Below are 23,361 nucleotides of genomic sequence, written 5' to 3' on the forward strand. Positions count from 1 at the left end.
CCTGCTTACTTTTACATGTTTGGCAGCTTGAGTTCTGTCAGCTCCATCCTTAATGTGCAATAAAGCTAATAGGCGAATTCTCATTCTGCCATTGGTTTCTTGAGCAATAAGTGCCTTTAAATTAATAAGCTCCAATTTCTCAGATAATTGTTTTTTAGTAATATATTTCATAACTACCATTAGATCACAAATTTAATGTAATTGGTATAAGATAACCAATGACGACGGTATGTTATTCTGAGCCAGTATCATTTACGGCAAAGGCTTTGTTGCTTTTTTCGCAATATAATAACGGTAGTAACCAACGCAACTACTACCAACAAAAATAGTTTCAACGAGTATACCTACAGGTGTCCATAAAATAAGGTTGTGAACAAACCATAATGAACCACCTGTTATCATCATCGAACGTAAAAATTTATCGTTATGGCTAAAAGAGCCGACAGTAATAAAAATGGTGGCGACAAAGCCAATAATACTCAAAAGACCTGAATAAGTACTTACCGTGATCAATAAACTAACGCTAAGCGAGGCTATCGCTAGCCACTGAAACTTAAATTTAATAGAGATTAAAAACCGCAGACTAGAAAACAAAAATATATAACCTGCTGTAGGCTGGTTAAGCAACAAGTAATGAAAACCATTAAAAAAGCAACTAACAGACAGTGCGGCTAAAAGTGTATTTTTGTTTTTGAGTTGCATAGCCCAACACTCAATAATAAGTGTCACGCTAACGAGTAATTGTGAAAGGAGAAAGTCTGGCATAATAATCGATCAGTATTATACCAATTTGATTAATTAAGTGATCACCTTTTTCATAAGAAAAAAGGGATAAATACAAGGCATAAAATTTAGTTAGTAGTTATTCACCTTATAAATTTTATAACGCTGTAGTTATTCATTTTAACCATTAAAAATGAGCAGGTAATTAATCAACTTGGTATTATACCAATTACATTAAGTTATTGCTCACTTGTACTAGTTAAAATAGCTCAATGCTGTGTTGCTCTCACTCCCAATAGCCAGCTATTGCTCAATCGAGCGCCTTACCTTGAATTATTTTTCCTGCGCACAACAAGATCACAAACTTAATGGAACTGGTATTAGTTGTAGGTAACGGCTTTAATATTCTTTAAACCGGTAAATAAATGAGCTACCGTCGTTCATTGGCATCAAAACTTAGCCATCATCAGTCAGCTATAAATCATAAAAGCGAACACAGGTTAATTCATCAATGCCATTTATGTTTATTGCGTTAAACACTAAACACTTATTAATATTTTTGGTATTCATAAAGTCAGCACTAGCGCTTTTCATTCGCGTCATGTTAACAGGTAAATGCTGTAAGGTGTCTTAATAACTATAACTTTTATAACTTTTATAACAAAGGTTATAGTTATTAAAGTTAACGACAGCTATAGTTAATCAAATAATACTTAAGCCCTCTCAGGATTAGCACACTAGCCGACACAGAGGTAGTTATTGGAAGTTAAGGCTATAAAATGGCTTGTTAGCTGGGTTGATTTTCTATAATAGCCTATTAGCTAATACTTGTTGTAACTGATTATTGGCTTCTTCAGTGAAAAGCAGTGAGGTTGACACTTCTTTAATATATTCATCATCAATGTCAGTATGCGCCAGTCTCAGTTCAAGTTGGCTGATAATTTTTGCTTCATAAACATAACAGGCTAGAGGTATTTTATTGTGTAATGTTGGTAATAATGCTGCGCGTTTAACTTTCGCTTGTAAGGCTAATACTTCTAATATCGAATCAGGGAAATTCCAATGCTTGGCAATAAAATAGGTCAGCTTTGCTGATTCTTTAGCCATCACGCTTTTAAATAAGCTGGAGTTTGGCTGACAATCTGGATGAACAATAGCAAACGCCTCGGTCAATAACTGATAAATGATAAGATCGCCTAGATTACAAATTAAACCAATAAAGTAGGCTTGAGCCGCACTATCTTTTATACACGATTTAGCAACTAGTGCTTTTGCTGTGATGCCAGTAGATAAGCTATGTTGCCAAATTTTTTGACCATATTGTCTAAAGTAGATAGTTGATTTTGGTACCAGCTTATGAATAAATCCGTTAATAACACCTTCTGATAAACCGTTGGTGCCTAACAGCATAAAAGCAGATTTAAGATCAGTGATCTCTTTATTATTACGATTATAATAAACCGAATTAGCGAGCTCGATAACCTTTGCGGCAATGGCTGGCTCTTGCTGAATTAATTGGATTAACGCCTCAGCATCAAAGTCTTGGTTATTTATCTGCTCAATAATTTTCGTTAAAGACAATGGTAATATAGGTAATACATCTAAAATCAATTTTGGATTTTTTAATAAAACTTGTATTTTCGATGATATAAGTAGCGATAGTTCATGGTCATTTGGCGACTCTACTCGGTTAGACTCTCCTAATAGATAGTCATAAAAACTTTGTTGGTATTCATCTTCAAAGGAGTGAAACATGAGTCCATCGTGGTTTTTATTGTGGTTTATGTTCTGTTTACTTTCTTCAACTTTTTTTTCTGAACCAATACCTTGCCTGCTTTCTTCAAAAAAATATACATTAGGGGTGCCACTTTCAGGTTTTTGAAATAATTGACTTAATAGTTTGTTTAACATGGCTATAAAAAACACTTAAAGGGTTAAAAAGGATGTCAGTATTGAAAAAGGCCACTAAGTTAACATCCAAGTTTTACCGAGCTTTTTTCTTATTATTGTAATTTATTTTTGTTTGATAATAACTTAATTCTTTAGACAAAATTAGCTTTTATTTACGCTTTAATAAACAAATGTTTGAGTTAGATAAATATAAAACTTAGCCTGAATTAATGCAGTAATTAATCGCTGAGTTAATCGTTGAATTAATCGCTGAATTAAGAGCTTAAAAGTTAACCACTATAGTGATTGAAATATCTAGCGAAAGTTTGCTTTAATTACATCATCATTAATAACAAAAATGTGCTTAATCCAGACATTATTGCGTTAGTGCTTAATATTGATTTTGACAAAGATATTAAGTTGAAACTATTGTTTAGTGGCAGCATATGCTAGTTATACCAATCCCATTAAGTTATTGCTCACTTGTACTAGTTAAAATAGCTTAAGGCTGTGTTGCTCTCACTCCCAATAGCCAGCTATTGCTCAATCGAGCGCCTTACCTTGAGTTATTTTTCCTGCGCACAACAAGATCACAAACTTAATGGAACTGGTATTATTACTAGTGCCATTATTACTAACGTCATCAGTGTTATTTTTAGCATTGTAGTTAACACAAGCAAAGATTAACTTTACCTCAAGGTTAGTGCCACAACATTACTTTAATTACTCTGAGCAAGTCGTCACAAAATTATTATACCAATCAAATTAATTAATGGTGCAAATTTTAATGAGGGTAAATTTTCAAGAACAAGGCGCTTGATTGAGCAATAGCTGGCTATTGGGATTGAAAGCAACGATGTTATTGGATATTTAGACCATTTAAAAAGATCACTTAGTTAGTTTGATTGGTATTACTACTATCTTGGGTATTATCTGGGTATTTTTCTTGTCGCTTTTTTTTACCCGTGTAAAATAACGCCATTATTCCTTTCTTGTGCAATTAGTAAAACTTATCTATGTTCGAATTAAAATATCAAACACCTAAAGCTTGGGCCGATGTAGTGCTGAATGACTTCGATACCTTTTTAACCGATCATGCCGCAGCAGAAAAAAAAGCCTCAGGTATGGCGATGTCGATGATCTCTCATTATCCGGATCGAAAATCAGTAGTGAAAGCGATGGCAGACTTAGCCATTGAAGAACTTATTCATTTCAAACAAGTGTTAAAGTTAATTTATGCCCGTGGTGGACAATTAGGTGCGGATGAAAAAGACCCTTACATTAACCAAATTAGAAAGGTTTTTCGTAATGGTAGCGATGTATTTTTTATGGACCGATTAATAGTGGGAGGCGTAATTGAAGCCCGTGGTCATGAGCGATTTTTTTTGATTGCACAAGCGCTACCCGAAGGGAAAGACAAAGAATTTTATCAAACTATCGCTAAGTCAGAAGAAAAACATAAAAATTTATTTATTGAATTAGCTTACGAATATTTTCCTAAAGCAGATGTTGATCAGCGTTTAGCCGAAGTTTTAGACATTGAAGCAGACATCTGTGCGGCGCTACCCTTTCGAGCAGCTTTGCATTAATGTGACACAGAGCTTTAAGGCATTCAGCTTTACGGCTTTATTAAATTAAGGCTTAAGTTTGTAGGCTTATGTTTGTAGGTTAAAGCCCTAAGTCTTAGGTTTAAGTCTTAGGTTTAAGTCTTAGGTTTAAGTCTTAGGTTTAAGTTTTAAGTTTTAGGTAATAAGCACCATGACCAACAATAGCGTTGCGCAACAACATCAAAAAACATGTGCTAAATATTTAGCCCATTACGCTGAGCCAGAAGTACAATCGCTGGCCTTGTTTCCAGAACAGAGCAACTATCAGCATGTGCTTGTTATTCCAGCGTTTGAAGAGTCAACACAATTTATTGAGCGCTTTATTAACTCGACACTGGTTGAGCAACAGTGTTTATTAATAGTCGTGATTAATCAGCCCGACAGCGATTTTGGCCGCCAGCACCAACAAGCGCAACGGGAATTAGCGCAGCGTATTACCGAGCGGGGTGAACTTGTTTGGCAGCAAGCTAACTTAAGCTTAATTAACCTTTATCCATCGAGTCGCCATAAAAAGGTTAATGCGTCAATTTTAATGGTTAATCGTTACAATGAACCCATTCCCGCCGATCAAGGGGTAGGTTTAGCAAGAAAAATTGGTGCAGACTTAGCGATAACATTATTTACTCAAGGTCATATTAATTCTTCATGGGTGCATTCAACAGACGCTGATGCTTATCTGCCCGATAATTACTTTAGCGCTCATGCTGTTAATAACGTAGCGCTCAAGCATGCAGTTGCTACTTGTTGTAATTTTTATCATTACAGTGAACACCAAGCTATTCATCAAGCCAATTTACGCTACGAAAATGCTTTACGCTATTACGTTGCGGGTTTGCAGTATGCGCAATCAGCTTATGCTTATTTTACTATTGGCAGTATTTTATCTTTTGATATGCTGGCCTACTGTCAGGCGCGAGGTTTTCCTAAACGCAATGCGGGTGAAGACTTTTACCTGTTAAACAAGCTTGCTAAATTGGGTGAGGTGGTTTATTTAGCCGAGGTAACGATTAAATTAGAAGCTAGACCTTCACAACGTGTGCCTTTTGGTACTGGACCAGCAGTGCAAAACATCATGCAACTTGTTGAACAAGGGCTAGATTATCAATACTATAACCCAGCCGTTTTTGTGCAATTAAAAGCCTGTTTGCAGGCATTTGAACACTTATGGCAATATCGACAACAACCTGAACTATGGCTGGCTTTCTTACCTAAAAATAGCCAGCAGGCTTTAATCAACATAGGTTTACTGACTTTTATTACTAAGCAACAAGTGAACAAGCAAGCACAATTTAACAAACAACTGACCGTATGGTTTGATAGCTTTAAAACCTTGAAGTTTATTCACGCCCTGCGCGACTTAGGTTTAGAGAATATAGCCCTAGAACAAGCGATAGCTGATGCACCATTTGCTATTAGCTAGCCACATCAGCTTTTTTACTATAAATAGTGTGAGCTATCAAAAATCAATGGGGTCAGAAAATCAATGGAAAATCAATTGGGTCAGAGTCGTTGATATGTTGAACCTAAAGCAACAAGTAGTTGTAAGCTAAGGTTTATTTTCTTTAATTAAATGAAAACAGTGTGATCGCCAAAAAAAATAAGGTTATCAAAAATATAAAGCCAAATATTAACTGTTTCATAGCTATGTTTAAAGAGCGATGCATGGAGCCAGCGCAAGCTGACTTTTTATCACCTTAAGCAAACTTATCGTTATTTGGCCGTGATTATTGACTTATTTTTTTTAAAGCTAGCTACGAAAGGTAGTTATTGACGCTATTAATGACATAAAATAGGCAATCAGAACGGACAATATTACTTTGATTTGACGCCATGAACATTCTGAAGTTAGTTGCACAGAGCAATTTATTATCAACCATTGTAAAGTGCTGTTCGAGCACGTTTACGCCTTGGTCGTTTAACATTTCAAGGTTTTCTAAACCCTGATCATCAAGCCAGCCTAATAGCAGCCCCTCACAACAGCCACCGTAGTTAAATTGTTCAATGTTTTGTCGCAAGGTTACGCCACTATAGCCTTCGTCACCTTTGCTAAAGGATAGTTTTCGCTCTGCTTTAATGATTAAGCGCAAAGGTTTATAAAGAATTTGCACGGCCTTATCTTGTGGTAAAGTACAATAGCCATCGCAAAGGGTAAATTTTTTGGTACCATTACTGCACTTACTACTGAATCTACTGCTGTATTTAGTCTGCACATAATCTAATGATGGTTTATTTTGCTTGGTATGCGTTAAATAATTAATTATGCTAATGTTTTAATAAAAAGGAACAACAAGTATGCAAACCTTGGTTGCCAATGTTTTGGCTCAAATTGAATCTGTCGTTATTGGCAAACCTCATCAAGTGAAATTAGCCTTGGCGTGCTTGTTTGCTAAAGGCCACATTTTAATTGAAGACTTACCGGGTATGGGTAAAACAACCTTAGCCAACACTTTAGCCTTAACCTTGGGTTTGTCCTATCAACGCATTCAATTTACTTCAGATTTGATGCCAGCGGATGTTATTGGTATTGCTATTTTTGATGAAGCGACAAAATTATTTCAATTGCATCCGGGTGCGATATTTAATCAAGTGGTGTTAGCTGACGAAGTAAACCGCGCCAGTCCTAAAACCCAAAGCGCTTTGTTAGAGGCTATGGAGGAAGGGCGAGTGAGTGTTGATGGGGTAACCCACTTATTACCTGAGCCATTTTTTGTTATAGCGACACAAAACCCGATGTCACATGCAGGCACTTATCCGTTGCCAGAGTCGCAATTAGACCGTTTTATGATGCGAATTTCTTTAGGATTTCCGAGCATAGATGCTGAACGTAAAATTTTACAATCAGTAACATCACACCGCGATGCTATCGGTATTAAGCCTTTTCTTGATGTTGAGCAATTACGAGAAATACAACAGCATATCGCTACTATTTGTGTTGCGCCTGCTATTGTAGATTATGTTATTGCACTATGCAGAGTAAGCCGACAAAGTGAGTCGCAAGCTAAAGCGTTATCGCCGCGTGCAGGAAAATCATTGCTGGCCGCTGCCAAGTCATGGGCTTTTATTCAAAATCGTGATTATGTTATACCCGAAGATATTCAAGCGGTATTCTCCCCAGTATGTGAACATAGACTCGCGCCACAACAACATCATATGCTTGAGCAAGCGGATGAAATTTCTCAGCAAATATTGTCGCAGGTTGACCCAACTAACCCGTTACTTTAATACTTTATTTTAGGTCATGAAGTTAAGTCATGAAATTAAGTCCTGACGTTACGCTATGGCATTAAGTTATGCTAATCAAATTATTCAAGTCAAGTGATTGCCATCGAGTGAAAAGGGGCGTTAGTTGTTAAGCAAAGGAAAAAACACCGTGTTCTCTTCGATAAGCGCAAGGTCGATAATTGCTAGCTTAAAAAACACACTGCATAAGCACTTTAATGCTTGGCTAACTCGTCGAATTCCGCAAGCCAGCCAACAACAAATCAATCATCGCAATATTTTTATCATCCCCACACGTTTTGGTGCGGGTTTGTTAATATTTATGCTACTGCTATTTTTGCTGGGCACTAATTATCAAAATAATGTCATTATATTGATCAGCTATTTACTGGTCAGTTTTTTCATTGTGGTGTTGCACCATAGTTTTTTTAATCTTTCTGGCTTACAGTTTCAAGCAACAAATTCATTGCAAGGCTTTGTTGACTCACCGTTGTATTTTCCGCTAGTTGTTAGCAGTAAAAAAGTGCGCTTTACTATTAGCTTTTCTTTTGATCAAGCAACTGTGAAGGCCGAACAAGCACTTGACCACAGCGCGGACAAAAATAAACCAAGCAACAGTAAGCTTAGCAAAACAACACTCGCACAACTCGAGATAGGTGAAAACAAGATACGGATCCCTTATCGGGTTTGTCAACGAGGCCAATATCCACTAGGGCGAGTGTTAATCATCAGCGAATTTGGCTTTGGCTTATTTAAAGCTTGGACCCGATTAGATTTTGCTCAGCAAGTTACCGCTTATCCAAAGCCTATCGCCAATGTTTGGAGCGACAAGCAACAAAGCTTAGCAATTGAAGTGGCAGAAAATAACCTTGAAAGTTACCAAGATAGTTTTCAACTGGGCCAAGATGAATTTCACCAATTGCAACATTATCAGTTTGGTGAACCCCTGAGTCGTGTAGCATGGAAGCATGTGGCACGCGGGCAAGGTTGGTTAACAAAACAATATCAACAAGCCTTATCAGGTGAATTGCAGTTAGACTTTGAGCGTTTACCAACCGGCACACTTGAACAGCGTTTAAGTTGGTTAAGTTATGCAATTAAAGACTGTAGCGCTAAGCAGATTGCCTTTTCATTAAAATTACCCAACCAAGTGGTTGAGTATGACCATAGCCGACAACATACTTTAAAATGCTTAACCGCATTAGCACGTTATTGAATACATGATGATAAAAAAAATTAAACCCAGTGTTAAGCAAAACCTTAAACAAAAGTTTAAGTCCAGAAAAAGTAAAAATTCTAGCGAAAATAGCGTTTTACAGCTAAATAGCAAAATGTATTTTTGTTTATTAATTTTTCAGCTGCTTAACCTTTCAACCTTAGTTATACAGTTGCACCTGCTATATTTGTTGTTTGCCACTTTTGTCTTGGCGCTGCAGTTTACTGTGCATTTTAATATTTTGCGCAAAAGCGCTCTGGCGTCATCTCTGGACTTAATGCCAAACCAATCGACAAAAAGCTATGTAATACCTAAAATATTACCGTCTTGGTTGATTCTATTATTGGCTATTTCAGGAAGTGTGGCTATTGCTGTTGCAGGGCAAACATTAGGGCTTTTGCTGAGCATGATGCATTTATTATGCTTCGCTTATAGTTTAAAGATGTTTGAAATACCTAGTCGAAAAGACTTATATCAACTGGTGGTATTAGGCATTTTTGTCGCCACCTCGTCATTGATTTTTATGCAATCTATTTATTTTTCATTGGCGGTCATTGTTTTAGTTTTTGGCAATTTCATCATTCTACTTAACTTATTTGCACCGACAATGGCGGTATCGGCACAAGCTAAATTAGTAGCTAAACTTAGCTTATATTCAGTGCCTTTAGCGGTAGCTTTATTTGTCGGATTTCCCAAGCTAAGTCCCTTTTGGCAAGTGCCAAGTGTTGAATCAGCAAAAGTTGGTCTGTCTGATAGTGTAAAAATTGGCGATATAGCGCAATTAGCTTTGTCGGATGAACTAGCGTTTCGGGTAAGTTTTCAAAGCAATAAACCTAAACATGCACAGTTGTATTGGCGGGCGATGGTATTAGATGATTTTGATGGAGTCACTTGGCGACAAAGCAGTCGAGAGCCAACTCAAAGTGCTCAAAGTGCTCAAAGTGCTCAAAGTAGTTATGGTTCAGCTACGTTGGGGCATGCAAAAAGTTCAGCCGATATTGAATTGCGTGGCACAGGATTAGCGTATCAAGTAATTGCAGAGCCTAGTTTTCAATCTTGGTTATTTGCGCTCGATTTCGCTACCAGTGAGCAAAGCAATATTGGCCAGCGTAATGACTTTGCCTTGTTTTATCGCGGTATTATTAGTCAAACATTAAGTTATCAAGTCACAAGTTATCCAGAAGCCATAATGTCAGCGACATTGTCTGATGCTACCCGTGCTTTAAATTTGCTATTAAGCACGGACAATAATCCTAAGCTACTGGCTAAAGGCCAACAATTGCGTCAGCAGTATCGTGATGACCGCCAGTTAATTGATCATGTTTTAGCTGACTTTAATGCAAAAAACTATTATTACACCTTGCAGCCACCTCGGCTGAATAATCATAGTTTAGACCAGTTTTATTTCGACACTCGGGCGGGGTTTTGTGAGCATTATGCCAGTAGCTTTACTTATTTAATGCGTGCTGCCGGTATTCCTGCGCGTATGGTAGTGGGTTACTTAGGTGGTGAGTTCAATCTTAGTGGTAATTATTTAAGTGTTTATCAGCGCAATGCCCATGCTTGGTCTGAGGTCTGGTTACCAAGTAGCGGTTGGCAGCGCATTGACCCAACGGCAGCGGTTGATCCGGAACGTGTTGAACGGGGATTTTCGACTAGCTTAATGCAGGAGTATACTGATTTATCTTCTGGACTTTTTTCGACGCAAGCCTTACACACAATGTGGTGGTATCAGCAGCTTAAAATGCAAATTGACGCTATTGACTACCAATGGACACGTTGGGTTATTGGTTATACCGGCCAAAAGCAATCGCGTGTTATGGCGCAGCTGTTAGCGAGTTTAAAGCAAGGTGAAAATGTTTTATATTTCTTGCTGATATTAGCGGGCACAGCCTTGCTGGTTTATGGCTATAAAGTGTTTAAGGCGAAGGTGAAAGGGCAAGCTGAGGATAAAATTAAAGCGCTTTATTTAAAAACCCTGAGCTTAATGGCGCAGCATCAGCTGGTAAAAACAAGGTCGATGACCGCGCAACAGTTTGCTGATTTTGTTGCCATAACTCGACCTGAGTTGTCAGCGAACTTTTGTGCTATATCTAATAGCTTTGCAGAACTCAGTTATCAAAATTTTGCTGATGATATTAGCCAACAAGAGCGCGATAAGCAGTTAATAAAACTACAACTTATTTATCGGCAACTACGTTGGCAATTATGGCTAGCCAAGTTGGGCATTGGTTAGTATTAATAGGCTGATATCAATGGGCTAATATCAATGGGGAAAGCAGGTATTAATGGGCAATATTAATGCTGTTTTGACTTTAACCAAACCACTATGCCAACAATAACAAAGAAAAATATGCTGAAAAATAATATCACCATGACCTGACGCTTTTGTTTACTGGTTAAATCTAAGCGTTCAACCTTTATGGCCTTAGCACTTAAAAAAGTCTGATAGTCTGTTTCAGCTAACCAGTTGACAATATTTAGCCCCATTTGGGCATTACTGTATTGATTAATGTAAACATTGGTTAAAAAGTCTGCATCGGTAAAAACAATGATTCTAGTATCAGAACGAGGCGTTTGCACTTTATTTGGGCTAATCGTCACCTCTTTGTGCTCTTCTAGCACCACATAAGAAATGGGTACGGGGCCGGGGGTGTCTATGCCTTTATTATATTCAATCGCTAAATTTCTGTTAGTTTCTGCCCAACTTTTTTCTGTTGACGCCGTCGCGGCAATAACCGCTAACTTAATGCTTGGCCGACGTTGGGCTAACATCTCAATGGAGCGCGGCCTAACGTAAAAGGTATAATCTAAACCTTCGGTAATGGCTTTATGCTTTTGGTAGTTTTTGGTGGCAGGGCTGCCAACATCGTCACCGACATGATTGGTTAAATCAACCACAATGTCAGACTTAACGTTAAGTCCCCACTGGTTAATAATGCTATTTAATGACGGATTTTGCTCTAGCTGTTCTGCAGTTAGTAGCTGGTCAGGCGTAGTGACTGTGCTATGTTCAATCAAAAATAAGGCATCACCACCCGCGCTTAAATAATCAATGATTAACTTATCTTCTGGTGCTGTAAGTGCAGTGCGAGCACCGGCAATAACCAGCACATCGCAATCAGCAGGAATTGACTGAGTTATACCTAACATCAGTGCTTTAGTTTTAATATTGTTATCGGCCAATAATTGTTTAAAGGTCGATAAACCGACATTGTCAGTGTTTGCTAGTGCATATTCACCGTGGCCAGTAAGAAAGTAAATCTGTCTTGGCGGGCTACTAGCGCGGGCAATGGCATTAGTGAGTTTTTCTTCTGTGAGCGCGGCATCACTAAAATCAATATCTTTGCGGCCATTGCTTGACTGCACAATAACCTTACGTTCGGCAGCACTGACCACATTACCAAACTTAGCGGCGAATGAAATGTTCTCTATCGGGTCAATTATTTGCGTGCTAATCAGGCCAGCAGAAAGCCTTTCATATTCCTTAAATAAATCTTGTAAATATTTGGGTGGCAAACCAACATAAAACGCCGTTAATTCAACTTCTGCTTTAAGTGTGCTAATAAACTCGATCGTGTTTTTAGTTAAGGTGTGTTGTTTACTTGCCGTAACATCCCAGCGCGTGGTTATGCTATTGGCCGCATAATGACTGATAGCCAGAAAACCTAAGCTGGCGATAATCATAGTAAAAATAATGAAGACTTTTTTCCATCGCGTGCTAATAAAACTGGCCTTAGCTTTACCTTGATTAGTTTTGCCTTGATTAGTGGCCGCTGGATGAGTGGTATTGAATGCAGCTTTTATCGCCTGAGCATCAGCATGATTAAGCTGACTGTTTAGCTTGAGTAAAACAAAAAATGCTATGCCACCACTTAATGTTAGGCAACTAGCAAGGCTAAAGGACAGTAAAGAAAATTGAGCATCGATATAAAATAACGCTAAACCTAATATAAATAGCAAGAGTGCTGTGCCAATCAAAGTAGGCAATAATTTTTTAAGCAGTAAACTTTTGTTGTTTTTAATGATCATTTATTGCCACAACCTATGGTTGATACTCAAGCCAGTTAATACCAAGCAGAGCACAATACCGGCTAAGTAATAGATAACATCGCTGGCCGTGATAATACCCATAGCGAAATTTTCAAGATGGCTACGGGTGCTAAGTTGAATCAGAAATTCTTCCGAAAAGCCGGTAAAATATTTTGTAAAGCTAATTGAAAAGTACAGTGAAAATAGGATCAGGTACGAAGTCATCGCGGCAATAATTTGATTTCGTGTCCATGACGAAGTCAGCAAACCTATCGCGATGAAAAGTGCGCCTTCTAACCAAATACCCACATACCCTGATAAAATGCTATAGGGGTCGGGGTTGCCATAATACTCGACAATAAAATAATAAATGCCCGTTATGCTAATTAACAGCGAGTAAAAAATGAGCATGCTGAAGTATTTACCTAACACGATCATACTCGGTGTTAAGGGGGCGGTAAGCAAAAATTCCATGGTGCCGTTCGCTTTTTCTTCGGCAAATAACTTCATGGTTAATAAGGGGATAATGAAAATAAACATAAACTCCATCACTTGGAAAATATCGCGTAATGACACTTCTCTATTTTGCTCTATCAGCATAAAAAAAAGCACATTAAATAACAACAAACAAGCAATAAGAATAATGTAGGCCACCGGGCTACTAAAATAGCTATGTAGTTCTTTTTTGGTCAGTGCGATAATTTTATTCATCAGTAATTACTTACATATTGGCTTGGCGTTTGTATGGGTGTTTGTGATGATGTAGGCGCTGGCTCTTGGTGATGGTTAAAAAATATTTGCTCTAAGCTTAATTTTTTAGCTTGGTTATTTTCATCTTTGGCACTGTTTTCATGAACAGTATTCATGCTAGCTTGCTGATTTGTGCCTTTGAGTAAGCTTTGTAATGACTGATCAATGATCAGTTGCCCAGATTTAATCATTAAAATACGTTGGGCTATTTTTTCAATTTCAGGCAAAGTATGTGTGCTGAGTAATACCGTTCTTTGTTCTTTTTGGTTGTTAATAAGTGCTAACACTTGCTGAACTTGCATGGGGTCAAGGCCACTGGTTGGTTCATCTAAAATAAGTAATTTAGGCTCGTGAATAATCGCTTGCGCAATACCCACTCTTTGTTTGTAGCCTTTAGATAAGGTTGAAATGGTTTTATGTTTAACCTGCGCTAATTGGCATTCTTCTAAAACTTTAGCAAGCTGAACGGTTTGTTTTTTTGCTGACACGCCCTTTATTTCAGCCGCAAACTTTAAATACTGCAACACGGTCATGTTGCTATACAAAGGCGGGGTTTCGGGTAGGTAACCAATTTTTTGCCGGATGGTTAACGAGTGTTTAGTAATATCGTCACCATCAATGAAAATTCTGCCAGAACAGGGGGCAATAAAAGCGGTTATCATCCGCATTAACGTCGTTTTACCTGCGCCGTTTTTTCCTAAAAAGCCCACAATATCGCCTTGGTTAAGTTCAAAACTGACATTATCTACCGCCTGCAGTGCGCCAAAATTTTTACTGACATGCTCAACCGTTAAAATACTCACTTAATAGCCTTTTAAAATTACTCTTAATAAAGGTAACTGCATTATTATTTTTCATAAATTTCATAAATTTAATAAGTAAATACTTGATAAATATTTACTTAATAAATAAACACTTAATAAATAGACACTTAATGAATAGTTACTTAAATATTATTGTTAACACCAATTATCTATGACATTTCTCATGTCCGCTAGTTTTTATGCTGATGTCAATATAAGCTAGCTGTAGCCACTAGTTTGAAACTATTATCTAACTAAGGGTGTTTTACAAAATTACAGCGATATAAAACAGCAAAAATAGGCAAAATACGCATAGTTGGACTTAGCCGCTAGTAAAATAGCATTAATAAAGGGTTGTCAAAAAACGCCATTAACAAATAAAAAATCATAAAACAGTGTAGCACGAACAAACTGCTTTAGTGTTTTATAAACAACACCTTGCTGCTATTTTTTAGATATAAGTATCAAGATATTTTTTGCATAATGTTGATAGCACATTATCTAATTTTAGTCATCGTTGTTATATAGAGTTAATATCACCTCCTTCTAAGGTACAAAATAAGGGAAGTAGCTAGTTTTATCTATAAGTGAGTAGTGGTAATAGCGGCAAAGTTTTGTTATTAATATATAAAATAAGTCAGAGGAGAGTTCCCTCTGATTAAATGGTGAGGTGAATTTAATTATGAAGATAGTGTATTCCAACGAAAGTCTTTTTCTGGTTAGCAATGTTAAAAATCTTATTGAAGCACAAGGAATAAGTACATTTATCAAAAATGAATTTTCTCAGGGCGCTATGGGAGAAATCTCTGTTTTCGACTCGTGGCCTGAAGTGTGGCTTACAGATGATGCAGACTTAGAACGTGCAACAGAAATAGTAGACTCATCACAGAGTAATATTGATGGTGAGGACTGGACTTGTAAAAACTGCTCAGAGGAAAATGCCCAGTCTTTTGAAATATGTTGGAATTGTGCATCTGAAAACTCGTAACAACACGCTATCAGGTCGAGCATATTTCTACATGTTAAATTTTCACCGCAAAGGTTAATAATGGCGAGCCACTGCGTTTAATCGCGGCAAATTATTTTCTGAATAAGGTCAATTACCACGAACTAATACCAGTTCCATTAAGTTTGTGATCTTGTTGTGCGCAGGAAAAATAACTCAAGGTAAGGCGCTCGATTGAGCAATAGCTGGCTATTGGGATTGAGAGCAACACAGCCTTGAGCTATTTTAACTAGTACAAGTGAGCAATAACTTAATGGGATTGGTATAACACACATTCTTTTAATGAACCTTATTATGATAAGTGATGCATTGACCTTTGGCACCGTTAGTCGAACCCGTTTGATAAATGCCACAAAAGCACAGTGCAAAGCATTAGCTTTATACTATTAACCTATTTGTACATTTCAGTAGATGAATATATATATTGCTATGGGCAAGTAAATAAATTAGAGGTCGTTGTTTAATGTTTAAAAAAGTGTTGTTGTTATTTATAGTCATTAGTTTAACCAGTTGTAAGAGCCTACCTAACCTCAGTTCAATTCGCAGTGCTGAAAGTTTAATTAAACAAATAAATTCTAACGATACTGATCTTATTACCATTGCTCATCAAGCGGTTGAAACTAATCGACTTATTCAGCAAGACGTCAATAATATCAACGTGTTGCTTAAAGAGTTAAGTAAGCATATAGCTGATGCCTGGGGCGAAACTAAGCCTCAAATACCGAGCAATAAAAAGCTGGTTAAATATACTAACGACTACCAAGCGCGTGCCATTGTTGATTTTGAAAACGGCAGCATTTTAATCGAAACTTTAGCAGCTCAGTCTCAGGCTAAAACCTTGCACAATTTACAGCGTGCAATTGTGACTACTTTATTAGCAACATCAGATCCTCGAAAAACAGATATATTTTCAAGCGCAGCACCACAACTCTCCGGCAAACCTTATTTGTACCAACAGGTGGTTGATCGCGACAATAAGCCTATTCAATATCAATGGCGTGCTAATCGATTCTCTAAGTATCTAACGGAATTTAATTTACAGAAATACAACAAAAATCGAAAAAAAATTTATGCTGTTAGCATTAAAATGGTTGAACAGCATCAACACTTACGTGAACAAAAATACAGTAAGCATGTACTTGCGGCGGCTAATCGTTATCAAATATCACCAGAACTGATATATGGTATCATTGAAACCGAAAGTAGTTTTAACCCATTTGCTGTAAGTACAGCTAATGCCTATGGTTTGATGCAAGTTGTGCCTAGTAGCGCTGGAGCCGATGTTTTTCAACGTATTAAAAAGAAAAAAGGTATGCCAACCAAACAACAACTCTTTGATCCTGGATTTAATATTGATATTGGCTCAGCCTATTTACATATTCTCAATAACAATTATTTGCAAGGTGTTAGCAATGCCACCAGTCGTCATTACGCCATTATTTCTGCTTACAATGGTGGTAGCGGCAATGTATTAAAAACTTTTCATGGTAATCGTAAAACCGCGCTGAAAGTACTCAATACAAAATCGCCTAAAGTGGTTTATTATTTACTGACTAAAAAGCATCCAAAGCTAGAATCTCGTCGTTATTTAGAGAAAGTAACTAAGGCTGAAAAAACCTATTTGTAAAAGACTCTGCTGTACAACACTGTTACTAGGTTATGAAGGTCACTGTTTAGAGAATTAGATAACTAGAGAATTAGATGACTAGAGAATTAGCGGCTTAGAGAGAAAATGAGTATGTTAGCCAACATTGCTTTTACAGATAATAATATAACGTTAAGCGTTTTTGTAGGTCGGACTTCAGTCCGTCAACCGTTTAACAGGCAATTAACCTGACGGATTAGCCAACATTTACAGCGGTGTATTTTTGGTTATTAGCATTTGTTCCAATAACCGTTAAATTTCATTTAACCTGATGGACTAAAGTCCAACCTACATCGGGCCTACGGGTGATTATATAGCGTTGGGCAATTGTTTTGTAGGTCGGACTTCAGTCCGTCAACCACTAAGCAGACAATTAAGGTAATGGGCCAAAAACATTGGCAGCGGCGTATTATTTTTGTCATCCGGCATTTGTTCCAATAACCGTTAAATTTCATTTAACCTGATGGACTAAAGTCCAACCTACATAGGGCCTACGGGTGATTACGTAGCGTTGGGGAATTGTTTTTTAGGTCGGACTTCAGTCCGTCAACTGTTAAGCGAGCGATTAATGCCATGGGCCAAAAACATATGCAGCGGCGTATTATTTTTGTCACCCGGCATTTGTTCCAATAACCGTTAAATTTCATTTAACCTGATGGACTAAAATCCAACCTACATCGGGCCTACGGGTGATTACGTAGCGTTGGGCAATTATTTTGTAGGTCGGACTTCAGTCCGTCAACTGTTAAGCGGGTGATTAATGCCATGGGCCAAAAACATTCGCAGCGGTGTATTATTTTTGTCACCCGGCATTTGTGTTGATAACCGTTAAATTTCATTTAACCTGATGGACTAAAGTCCAACCTACATAGGGCCTACGGGTGATTACGTAGCGTTGGGCAATTATTTTGTAGGTCGGACTTCAGTCCGTCAACCGCAAGGCAGCCACAAAACATAATAACCATGCCACTACAATCCCTGTAAAAAAATAAAATATCTCACAGGAAGAAGTGAATGAGAACAGCAGGAGGTAAAACATAAAAACATAAAGTGCTTTTAAATGTTCAAAGCCCTACCTCATTCCCTTCTCATTATTTCCTCCCTGTAAAAAAATAAAACCTGATGGACTAAAGTCCAACCTAAATCGGGCCTACGGGTGATTACGTCATGTTTGGTGATAATTTAACTTGGGTGATTTTTTTGTAGGTCGGACTTCAGTCCGTCAACTGTTAAGCGAGCGATTAATCTGATGAGCCAGCAAAAACCTGTCGCGATGTGTTGTTTATCGCTCAGCATGTAAACAAAAATGGTTAAATTTCATTTAACCTGATGGACTAAAGTCCAACCTACATAGGGCCTACAGATGATTATATAGCGCTGGGCAATTGTTTTGTAGGTCGGACTTCAGTCCGTCAATCATTAAGCAGACAATTAAGGTAATGGGCCAAAAACATTAGTCCGTCAACTGTTAAGCGATCGATTAATGTGACTAGCCTAATATGAATAGCCAGGTCAATTTCACCAGAGACAACAACAGTTAACTACAGCAGAACCTTATAAATGAGTAATAGTGTTTAATAAAACGTGAAAAGCTAATCGCTTAAAATAAGTAAAACCTTAACAGCATCAAAATATTAAGCACAATTCAGCCCTAGCTAAAATTACATATGCCTAGCTAATTCAGCTTTATCTTTAATTTTTTAGCCATAGAAAATTATTTAGTGCCACTGGAAGTAATACCTAAAGTGAGTTTGAAACTTCTGTAAGGTAATATTTATCACGATCTGTTTTAGGTGGCATTAATTTAGTTAACGCAGTAATGATAAAGTTAACATTTTACTGATAAATTTCCGCTTTTTTATCGAATCAGTCAACACATCGTGCTGTCTGTCTACCCTGCTAAGCAACAAATTAATCTAAGCAATACTACTGAATAAATTTTACCGGGAACTTTATTTCTGGATGGATATCAGTGTTAACGCAAGCGATGGTTCGCTATAATGCCAGTACAATAAGTTCGAGTTCCCGCATCCTGTTATTTCGATAATGTTATAAGATGTTTCTTGGGAACCAACACTAAAAAATACTTACGGGCAGGGCACAGAATTGACAATAAAATGGCACGATCTAATCGAAAAAGCATGGCATGATCGAAAAGTATTACATGAGTCTGATGAATTTGATTGTTGGCGTGTTTTTCATGGTTACGCTGAAGGTGCAAAAGGTGTTGTTATTGAGAAGTTTGGCACAATGGCCTTAGTTGAATATAAAGATGATATTCGTGAGGATCTTGATGCGATCAAAGATGCATTGTTACAGCTTTTTCCCTTCACGTTAATTATAGCCAAAGGTGACCAATCGCTCGGGTTACGGTTAAAACATAGAATGTTTGCGCTGCATGGCGATTTTTCCGACGCTCCAGAATTTGTTAAAGAATATGGTATTTATTACAGTTTACTACCAGATGCGATGCATAATTGTGGTTTGTATCTCGACGCGCGCCCGGTACGTAAATGGTTAGCTAACAATAGTGAGGGCCGTCGTGTTCTGAACTTGTTTTCATTCACGGGTAGTCTGGGTATAGCTGCTTTAAAAGGGGGTGCAAAAGCAGCAATTCATTTGGATAAATCGAAAGATTTGCTACCCCGTATCGAAAAAAGCTATGAAAGAAATGGCCTTGACTTTGGCACTCGTAGCTTTATACAGGGTGATATCTATAAGCATTTACCTAAAGCAATAAAGCGTGGCCAGACCTTCGACGGTATTATTTTAGATCCGCCGCCAAAAGTGTATAAGTCACCTCATTCAGAGCATCAACCTAAAGGGCAAGACTTTTCGAGATTGGTCAGTCTATGCTCCAAGCTTTTAAACCCAGGAGGGTGGTTAATTTGTATGTTTCATCGCTTTGACGCCACATGGGACCAATCAGATGCTGAGATTATCGAAGCATCCACTCATACCTTAAAAATGGTTGATCGCTTTACCAGTGAGTGTGACTTTCCTGACGATAATGTCGATCGAAAGCTCAGAGTGACGGTATTTGAAAAGATTTAAGACATCATCACTTGGGCATAAACCTAATAACTAGGGGCAAATAAACGCTTTGATTTTTTGCCGTACTGCCAAAATAAATAGCAAAACCGTCGATAGAGTTATGTGTATACCCGCTCCACTTCAAAGTACAGATTTGTGCAAGTCGAGAAAGGGTTAGGTACCAGGCATGGATTGAAGACAACACCATGGATGGTGAAGGTAGAGCGAAGCAGGACACCAGAGCCGAGAATAATCATTATCTTCGTAGCGCGCCTTGCTCTGATTTCTTAGCTTAAATCGATAACTGCACCTTGAAGTGGAACGGGTATATAACAAGGAAAATTAGTCTGATGGGTTTTCCGCTTATTTTATTGTTGTTTAATAAAGTTTTAGTTCTCAACAAATTCATCTGGTCATAAAATAGGTTGTTGATACATGATAAAAGTTGGTGTAATAGGATATGGATACTCAGCTAAAACATTTCATATTCCCCTGATAGAAACGTCAGAATATATGGAGTTAGTAGCGATAAATAGTTCTCAAAAAGAATTAGTAAGAGAGCAATATCCTAATATTTTTATTTTTGATACGGCACAAGCATTAATCACTAATGCAAACCTTGAATTAATTGTCATCACAGCACCAAATGGCGTGCATTATTCATTGGCAAAATTTTGTTTAGAACATGGCATTAATGTCGTTATCGAAAAACCTATGGTTACCACCAGTGTAGAAGCGCAAGAGCTAGTAGACCTAGCTAAAGAGCACGCTTTATTGCTGTCTGTTTTTCACAATAGGCGTTGGGATGGTGATTTTTTAACGGTTAAAAAGCTTTTGCAAAACAATCAACTTGGCGATGTTCGATACTTTGAATCTCATTATGATCGTTTTCGCCCTACCGTTAGGCAAAGGTGGAGAGAACAAGCAGGAAAGGGCTCTGGCATATGGTTTGATCTAGGCTCTCACTTAGTTGATCAGGCAATCAATCTTTTTGGTTTGCCTGAAGCATTAACGGCAAGATGCTTGCCATTAAGAATAGGCTCTGAAACGACTGACTATTTTCACGTATTACTTCATTATGAAAATCTTGAGGTTGTTCTTCATGCAAGTTCATTTTTAGCAGCTCCCAATATGCGCTTTCGTATTGAAGGCACAAAAGGAAGTTTCATTAAATATGGTTTTGACCCGCAAGAAGCGCAATTAAAAAAAGGTATAAGCCCAAAAAATGCGTTGTATGGTGTCGAAAATGAGGAAGAATATGGTCGTCTATACACTGAATTTGCGAGTACAGCGATAGCAACTCAGCAGGGTTGTTACAACCAATACTATTTAGAAATTGTTCAAGCTATAAAGTTAGCAGGTGCTAATCCAGTTAACCCAGCTGATGTAGTAGAGGTTTTAAGCATACTTGAATTGGCGGAAATAAGTAGTGAGAGTGGTAAAAAAATGATGATCTCTACATCTGAAAATTATAAGCCACTAAAACAAGACAAATAAAAATTGTTTTTTGCTGCTGCGTCGCTTACTTTAGCCCGCTATATTTTCCTGCTTAAGTAGCCGTAAGGTTTAAAATGAATATTCTTTGTCCAAAATGTCAAAATGCACTTATTTCAACAAGTGACGTAAACAAGTTATTGCCACTTAAACGGTTTGGACTCTCTGAGGTAAAGTGTAAAAACTGCGGGAGCCTTTGTGTTTCATCACAAAAATCGAAAAGCATTTGGTTTGCTGTATTTCTAACAACATTAATATTATTAATGTTGGCGGGTAAGCAACTGGTAGAAATGAGTGGTTATGACTCAGACGCTCGCATTATTGTATTGCTTGTGGTTTATTTCTTTGTAAATTGGCTGTTTTCTTATATTTGGCCAAAAGTTATCTCTGTAGAGTTAAAAACTGGCACTGAGTAATTCCAATCCCACTAACTTCATCATCATTTTACCTGGTTAAAATAAGCCACTACGGTGTTATACCAAGTTGATTAATTACCTGCTCATTTTTAAGGGTTAAAATGAATAACTACAGCGTTATAAAATTTATAAGGTGAATAACTACTGACTAAATTTTATGCCTTGTATTTATCCATTTTTCCTCATGAAAAAGTAGATCACTTAATTAATCAAATTGGTATTAGTTATTTAATAAAAAACCACTAACACTTTGTGAACCTATGTCACATTAAAGATAATTAACCCGATAGAGCCAATGAATTTATCAGGTTAATTATCAGGTGATCTATAATAAAGACGTTATTCTACTGTCTAATTAGGTTGTCGTTGATTGGCCGCTAAACGGTTGACAGACTAAAGTCCGACCTACAAAATAATTGCCTAACGCTATATAATAACCCGTAGGCCCGATGTTGGACTTTAGTCCATCAGGTTAAATGAAATTTAACTTTTATCGACATAAATACTGATAAAAAAATACGTGGCTGTAAATGTTGGCTGATCCATCAGGTTAATTGGCCGCTAAACGGTTGACGGACTAAAGTCTGACCTACAAAATAATTGCCTATCGTGTTGAACACTTGTTTAGCGGTTAGCCCGTGTAGATTCAATGCAGGCTAGATGTAAGTTGGACTTTAGTCCATCAGGTTAAATGAAATTTAACAGTTATCGGCATAAATGCTGATAAAAAAATAAGTGGCTGTAAATGTTGGCTGATCCGTCAGGTTAATTGGCCGCTAAACGGTTGACGGACTAAAGTCCGACCTACAAAACAATTGCTTATCGTGTTGAACGCTTGTTTAGCGGTTAGCCCGTGTAGATTCAATGCAGGCTAGATGTAGGTTGGACTTTAGTCCATCAGGTTAAATGAAATTTAACAGTTATCGACATAAATACTGATAAAAAATACGTGGCTGTAAATGTTGGCTGATCCGTCAGGTTAATTACCCGTTAAACGGTTGACGGACTAAAGTCCGACCTACAAAATAATTGCTTATCGCTATATAATAACCCGTAGGCCCGATGTAGGTTGGACTTTAGTCCATCAGGTTAAATGAAATTTAACTTTTATTGGCATAAATGCTGATAAAAAAATACGTGGCTGTAAATGTTGGCTGATCCATCAGGTTAATTGGCCGCTAAACGGTTGACGGACTAAAGTCCGACCTACAAAGTAATTGCCTATCGTGTTGAACACTTGTTTAGCGGTTAGCCCGTGTAGATTCAATGTAGGCCCGATGTAGGTTGGACTTTAGTCCATCAGGTTAAATGAAATTTAACTTTTATTGGAACAAATGCTAATAACCAAAAATACACCGCTGTAAATGTTGGCTGATCCGTCAGGTTAATTACCTGTTAAACGGTTGTCGGACTAAAGTCCGACCTACAAAATAATTGCCCAACGCTATATAATCACCCGTAGGCCCGATGTAGGTTGGACTTTAGTCCATCAGGTTAAATGAAATTTAACTGTTATCGACATAAATA

16 protein-coding genes are annotated in these 23,361 nt (G+C 37.5%); 10 read left to right on the forward strand and 6 right to left on the reverse strand.

Annotated features, from left to right (window positions below; translation table 11 throughout):
- Nucleotides 1-252 precede the first annotated feature (252 nt).
- Together ESZ39_RS06210 and ESZ39_RS06215 are read right to left on the reverse strand one after the other, a co-directional pair.
- Nucleotides 253-765, reverse strand: coding sequence for a YgjV family protein (locus ESZ39_RS06210; RefSeq protein ID WP_146879045.1), 513 nt, complete (start codon nucleotides 763-765; stop codon nucleotides 253-255).
- Between the two features lie 762 nt (nucleotides 766-1,527).
- A complete protein-coding gene (locus tag ESZ39_RS06215; protein ID WP_146879046.1) occupies nucleotides 1,528-2,634 on the reverse strand; it encodes an HDOD domain-containing protein in 1,107 nt (368 codons plus the stop codon).
- Nucleotides 2,635-3,629: 995 nt separating this feature from the next.
- Between ESZ39_RS06215 and ESZ39_RS06220 the strand changes: the two genes are divergently transcribed.
- Nucleotides 3,630-4,202: a tRNA-(ms[2]io[6]A)-hydroxylase gene (locus tag ESZ39_RS06220; RefSeq protein WP_146879047.1), complete on the forward strand. Its 573-nt coding sequence runs from the start codon at nucleotides 3,630-3,632 to the stop codon at nucleotides 4,200-4,202.
- A 169-nt stretch (nucleotides 4,203-4,371) separates the two neighbouring features.
- Nucleotides 4,372-5,640, forward strand: a complete 1,269-nt coding sequence (locus ESZ39_RS06225) for a hypothetical protein (RefSeq protein WP_146879048.1) — start codon at nucleotides 4,372-4,374, stop codon at nucleotides 5,638-5,640.
- A gap of 331 nt (nucleotides 5,641-5,971) precedes the next feature.
- Here the strand turns inward: ESZ39_RS06225 and ESZ39_RS06230 are convergent, their stop codons facing one another.
- Complete coding sequence (locus ESZ39_RS06230; protein WP_146879049.1) at nucleotides 5,972-6,328, reverse strand: hypothetical protein; 357 nt, start codon at nucleotides 6,326-6,328, stop codon at nucleotides 5,972-5,974.
- A gap of 184 nt (nucleotides 6,329-6,512) precedes the next feature.
- Between ESZ39_RS06230 and ESZ39_RS06235 the strand changes: the two genes are divergently transcribed.
- The 3 genes from ESZ39_RS06235 (at nucleotide 6,513) to ESZ39_RS06245 (ending at nucleotide 10,891) form a co-directional block, all read left to right on the forward strand.
- Complete coding sequence (locus tag ESZ39_RS06235) at nucleotides 6,513-7,442, forward strand: AAA family ATPase (protein ID WP_146879050.1); 930 nt, start codon at nucleotides 6,513-6,515, stop codon at nucleotides 7,440-7,442.
- 124 nt (nucleotides 7,443-7,566) lie between these two features.
- Nucleotides 7,567-8,655 carry a DUF58 domain-containing protein gene (locus ESZ39_RS06240; RefSeq protein ID WP_146879051.1) on the forward strand — a complete coding sequence of 363 codons (1,089 nt, stop codon included), beginning with the start codon at nucleotides 7,567-7,569 and terminating at the stop codon, nucleotides 8,653-8,655.
- A gap of 4 nt (nucleotides 8,656-8,659) precedes the next feature.
- Nucleotides 8,660-10,891: a transglutaminaseTgpA domain-containing protein gene (locus ESZ39_RS06245; protein ID WP_146879052.1), complete on the forward strand. Its 2,232-nt coding sequence runs from the start codon at nucleotides 8,660-8,662 to the stop codon at nucleotides 10,889-10,891.
- Between the two features lie 62 nt (nucleotides 10,892-10,953).
- On the opposite strand, the gene ESZ39_RS06250 is transcribed toward ESZ39_RS06245, so the two are convergent.
- Genes ESZ39_RS06250 through ESZ39_RS06260 form a run of 3 tightly spaced genes read right to left on the reverse strand, consistent with a single transcriptional unit; the run spans nucleotide 10,954 to nucleotide 14,240 of the window.
- A complete protein-coding gene (locus ESZ39_RS06250; RefSeq protein WP_146879053.1) occupies nucleotides 10,954-12,687 on the reverse strand; it encodes a GldG family protein in 1,734 nt (577 codons plus the stop codon).
- Nucleotides 12,688-13,398 (reverse strand): ABC transporter permease, encoded by a 711-nt coding sequence (locus ESZ39_RS06255; RefSeq protein WP_146879054.1) that lies wholly within the window; start codon nucleotides 13,396-13,398, stop codon nucleotides 12,688-12,690.
- Nucleotides 13,398-14,240, reverse strand: a complete 843-nt coding sequence (locus ESZ39_RS06260; protein WP_223270268.1) for an ABC transporter ATP-binding protein — start codon at nucleotides 14,238-14,240, stop codon at nucleotides 13,398-13,400. Before ESZ39_RS06260 ends, ESZ39_RS06255 begins: the two co-directional genes overlap by 1 nt.
- A gap of 682 nt (nucleotides 14,241-14,922) precedes the next feature.
- Between ESZ39_RS06260 and ESZ39_RS06265 the strand changes: the two genes are divergently transcribed.
- The 5 genes from ESZ39_RS06265 (at nucleotide 14,923) to ESZ39_RS06285 (ending at nucleotide 21,834) form a co-directional block, all read left to right on the forward strand.
- Nucleotides 14,923-15,228 carry a DUF2007 domain-containing protein gene (locus ESZ39_RS06265; RefSeq protein ID WP_146879055.1) on the forward strand — a complete coding sequence of 102 codons (306 nt, stop codon included), beginning with the start codon at nucleotides 14,923-14,925 and terminating at the stop codon, nucleotides 15,226-15,228.
- 481 nt (nucleotides 15,229-15,709) lie between these two features.
- Entirely contained in the window at nucleotides 15,710-16,873 is a 1,164-nt protein-coding gene (locus tag ESZ39_RS06270; RefSeq protein WP_146879056.1) for a murein transglycosylase domain-containing protein, read from the forward strand.
- Nucleotides 16,874-18,997: 2,124 nt separating this feature from the next.
- On the forward strand, nucleotides 18,998-19,945 hold the full coding sequence (locus ESZ39_RS06275; RefSeq protein ID WP_146879057.1) for a class I SAM-dependent methyltransferase: 948 nt from the start codon (nucleotides 18,998-19,000) through the stop codon (nucleotides 19,943-19,945).
- A 414-nt stretch (nucleotides 19,946-20,359) separates the two neighbouring features.
- Nucleotides 20,360-21,421 carry an oxidoreductase gene (locus ESZ39_RS06280; RefSeq protein WP_146879058.1) on the forward strand — a complete coding sequence of 354 codons (1,062 nt, stop codon included), beginning with the start codon at nucleotides 20,360-20,362 and terminating at the stop codon, nucleotides 21,419-21,421.
- Between the two features lie 74 nt (nucleotides 21,422-21,495).
- Nucleotides 21,496-21,834: a hypothetical protein gene (locus tag ESZ39_RS06285; RefSeq protein WP_146879059.1), complete on the forward strand. Its 339-nt coding sequence runs from the start codon at nucleotides 21,496-21,498 to the stop codon at nucleotides 21,832-21,834.
- Nucleotides 21,835-23,361: the final 1,527 nt, after the last annotated feature.

The sequence above is a fragment of the Colwellia sp. C1TZA3 genome, from assembly GCF_007954265.1.
Lineage (GTDB): Bacteria > Pseudomonadota > Gammaproteobacteria > Enterobacterales > Alteromonadaceae > Cognaticolwellia.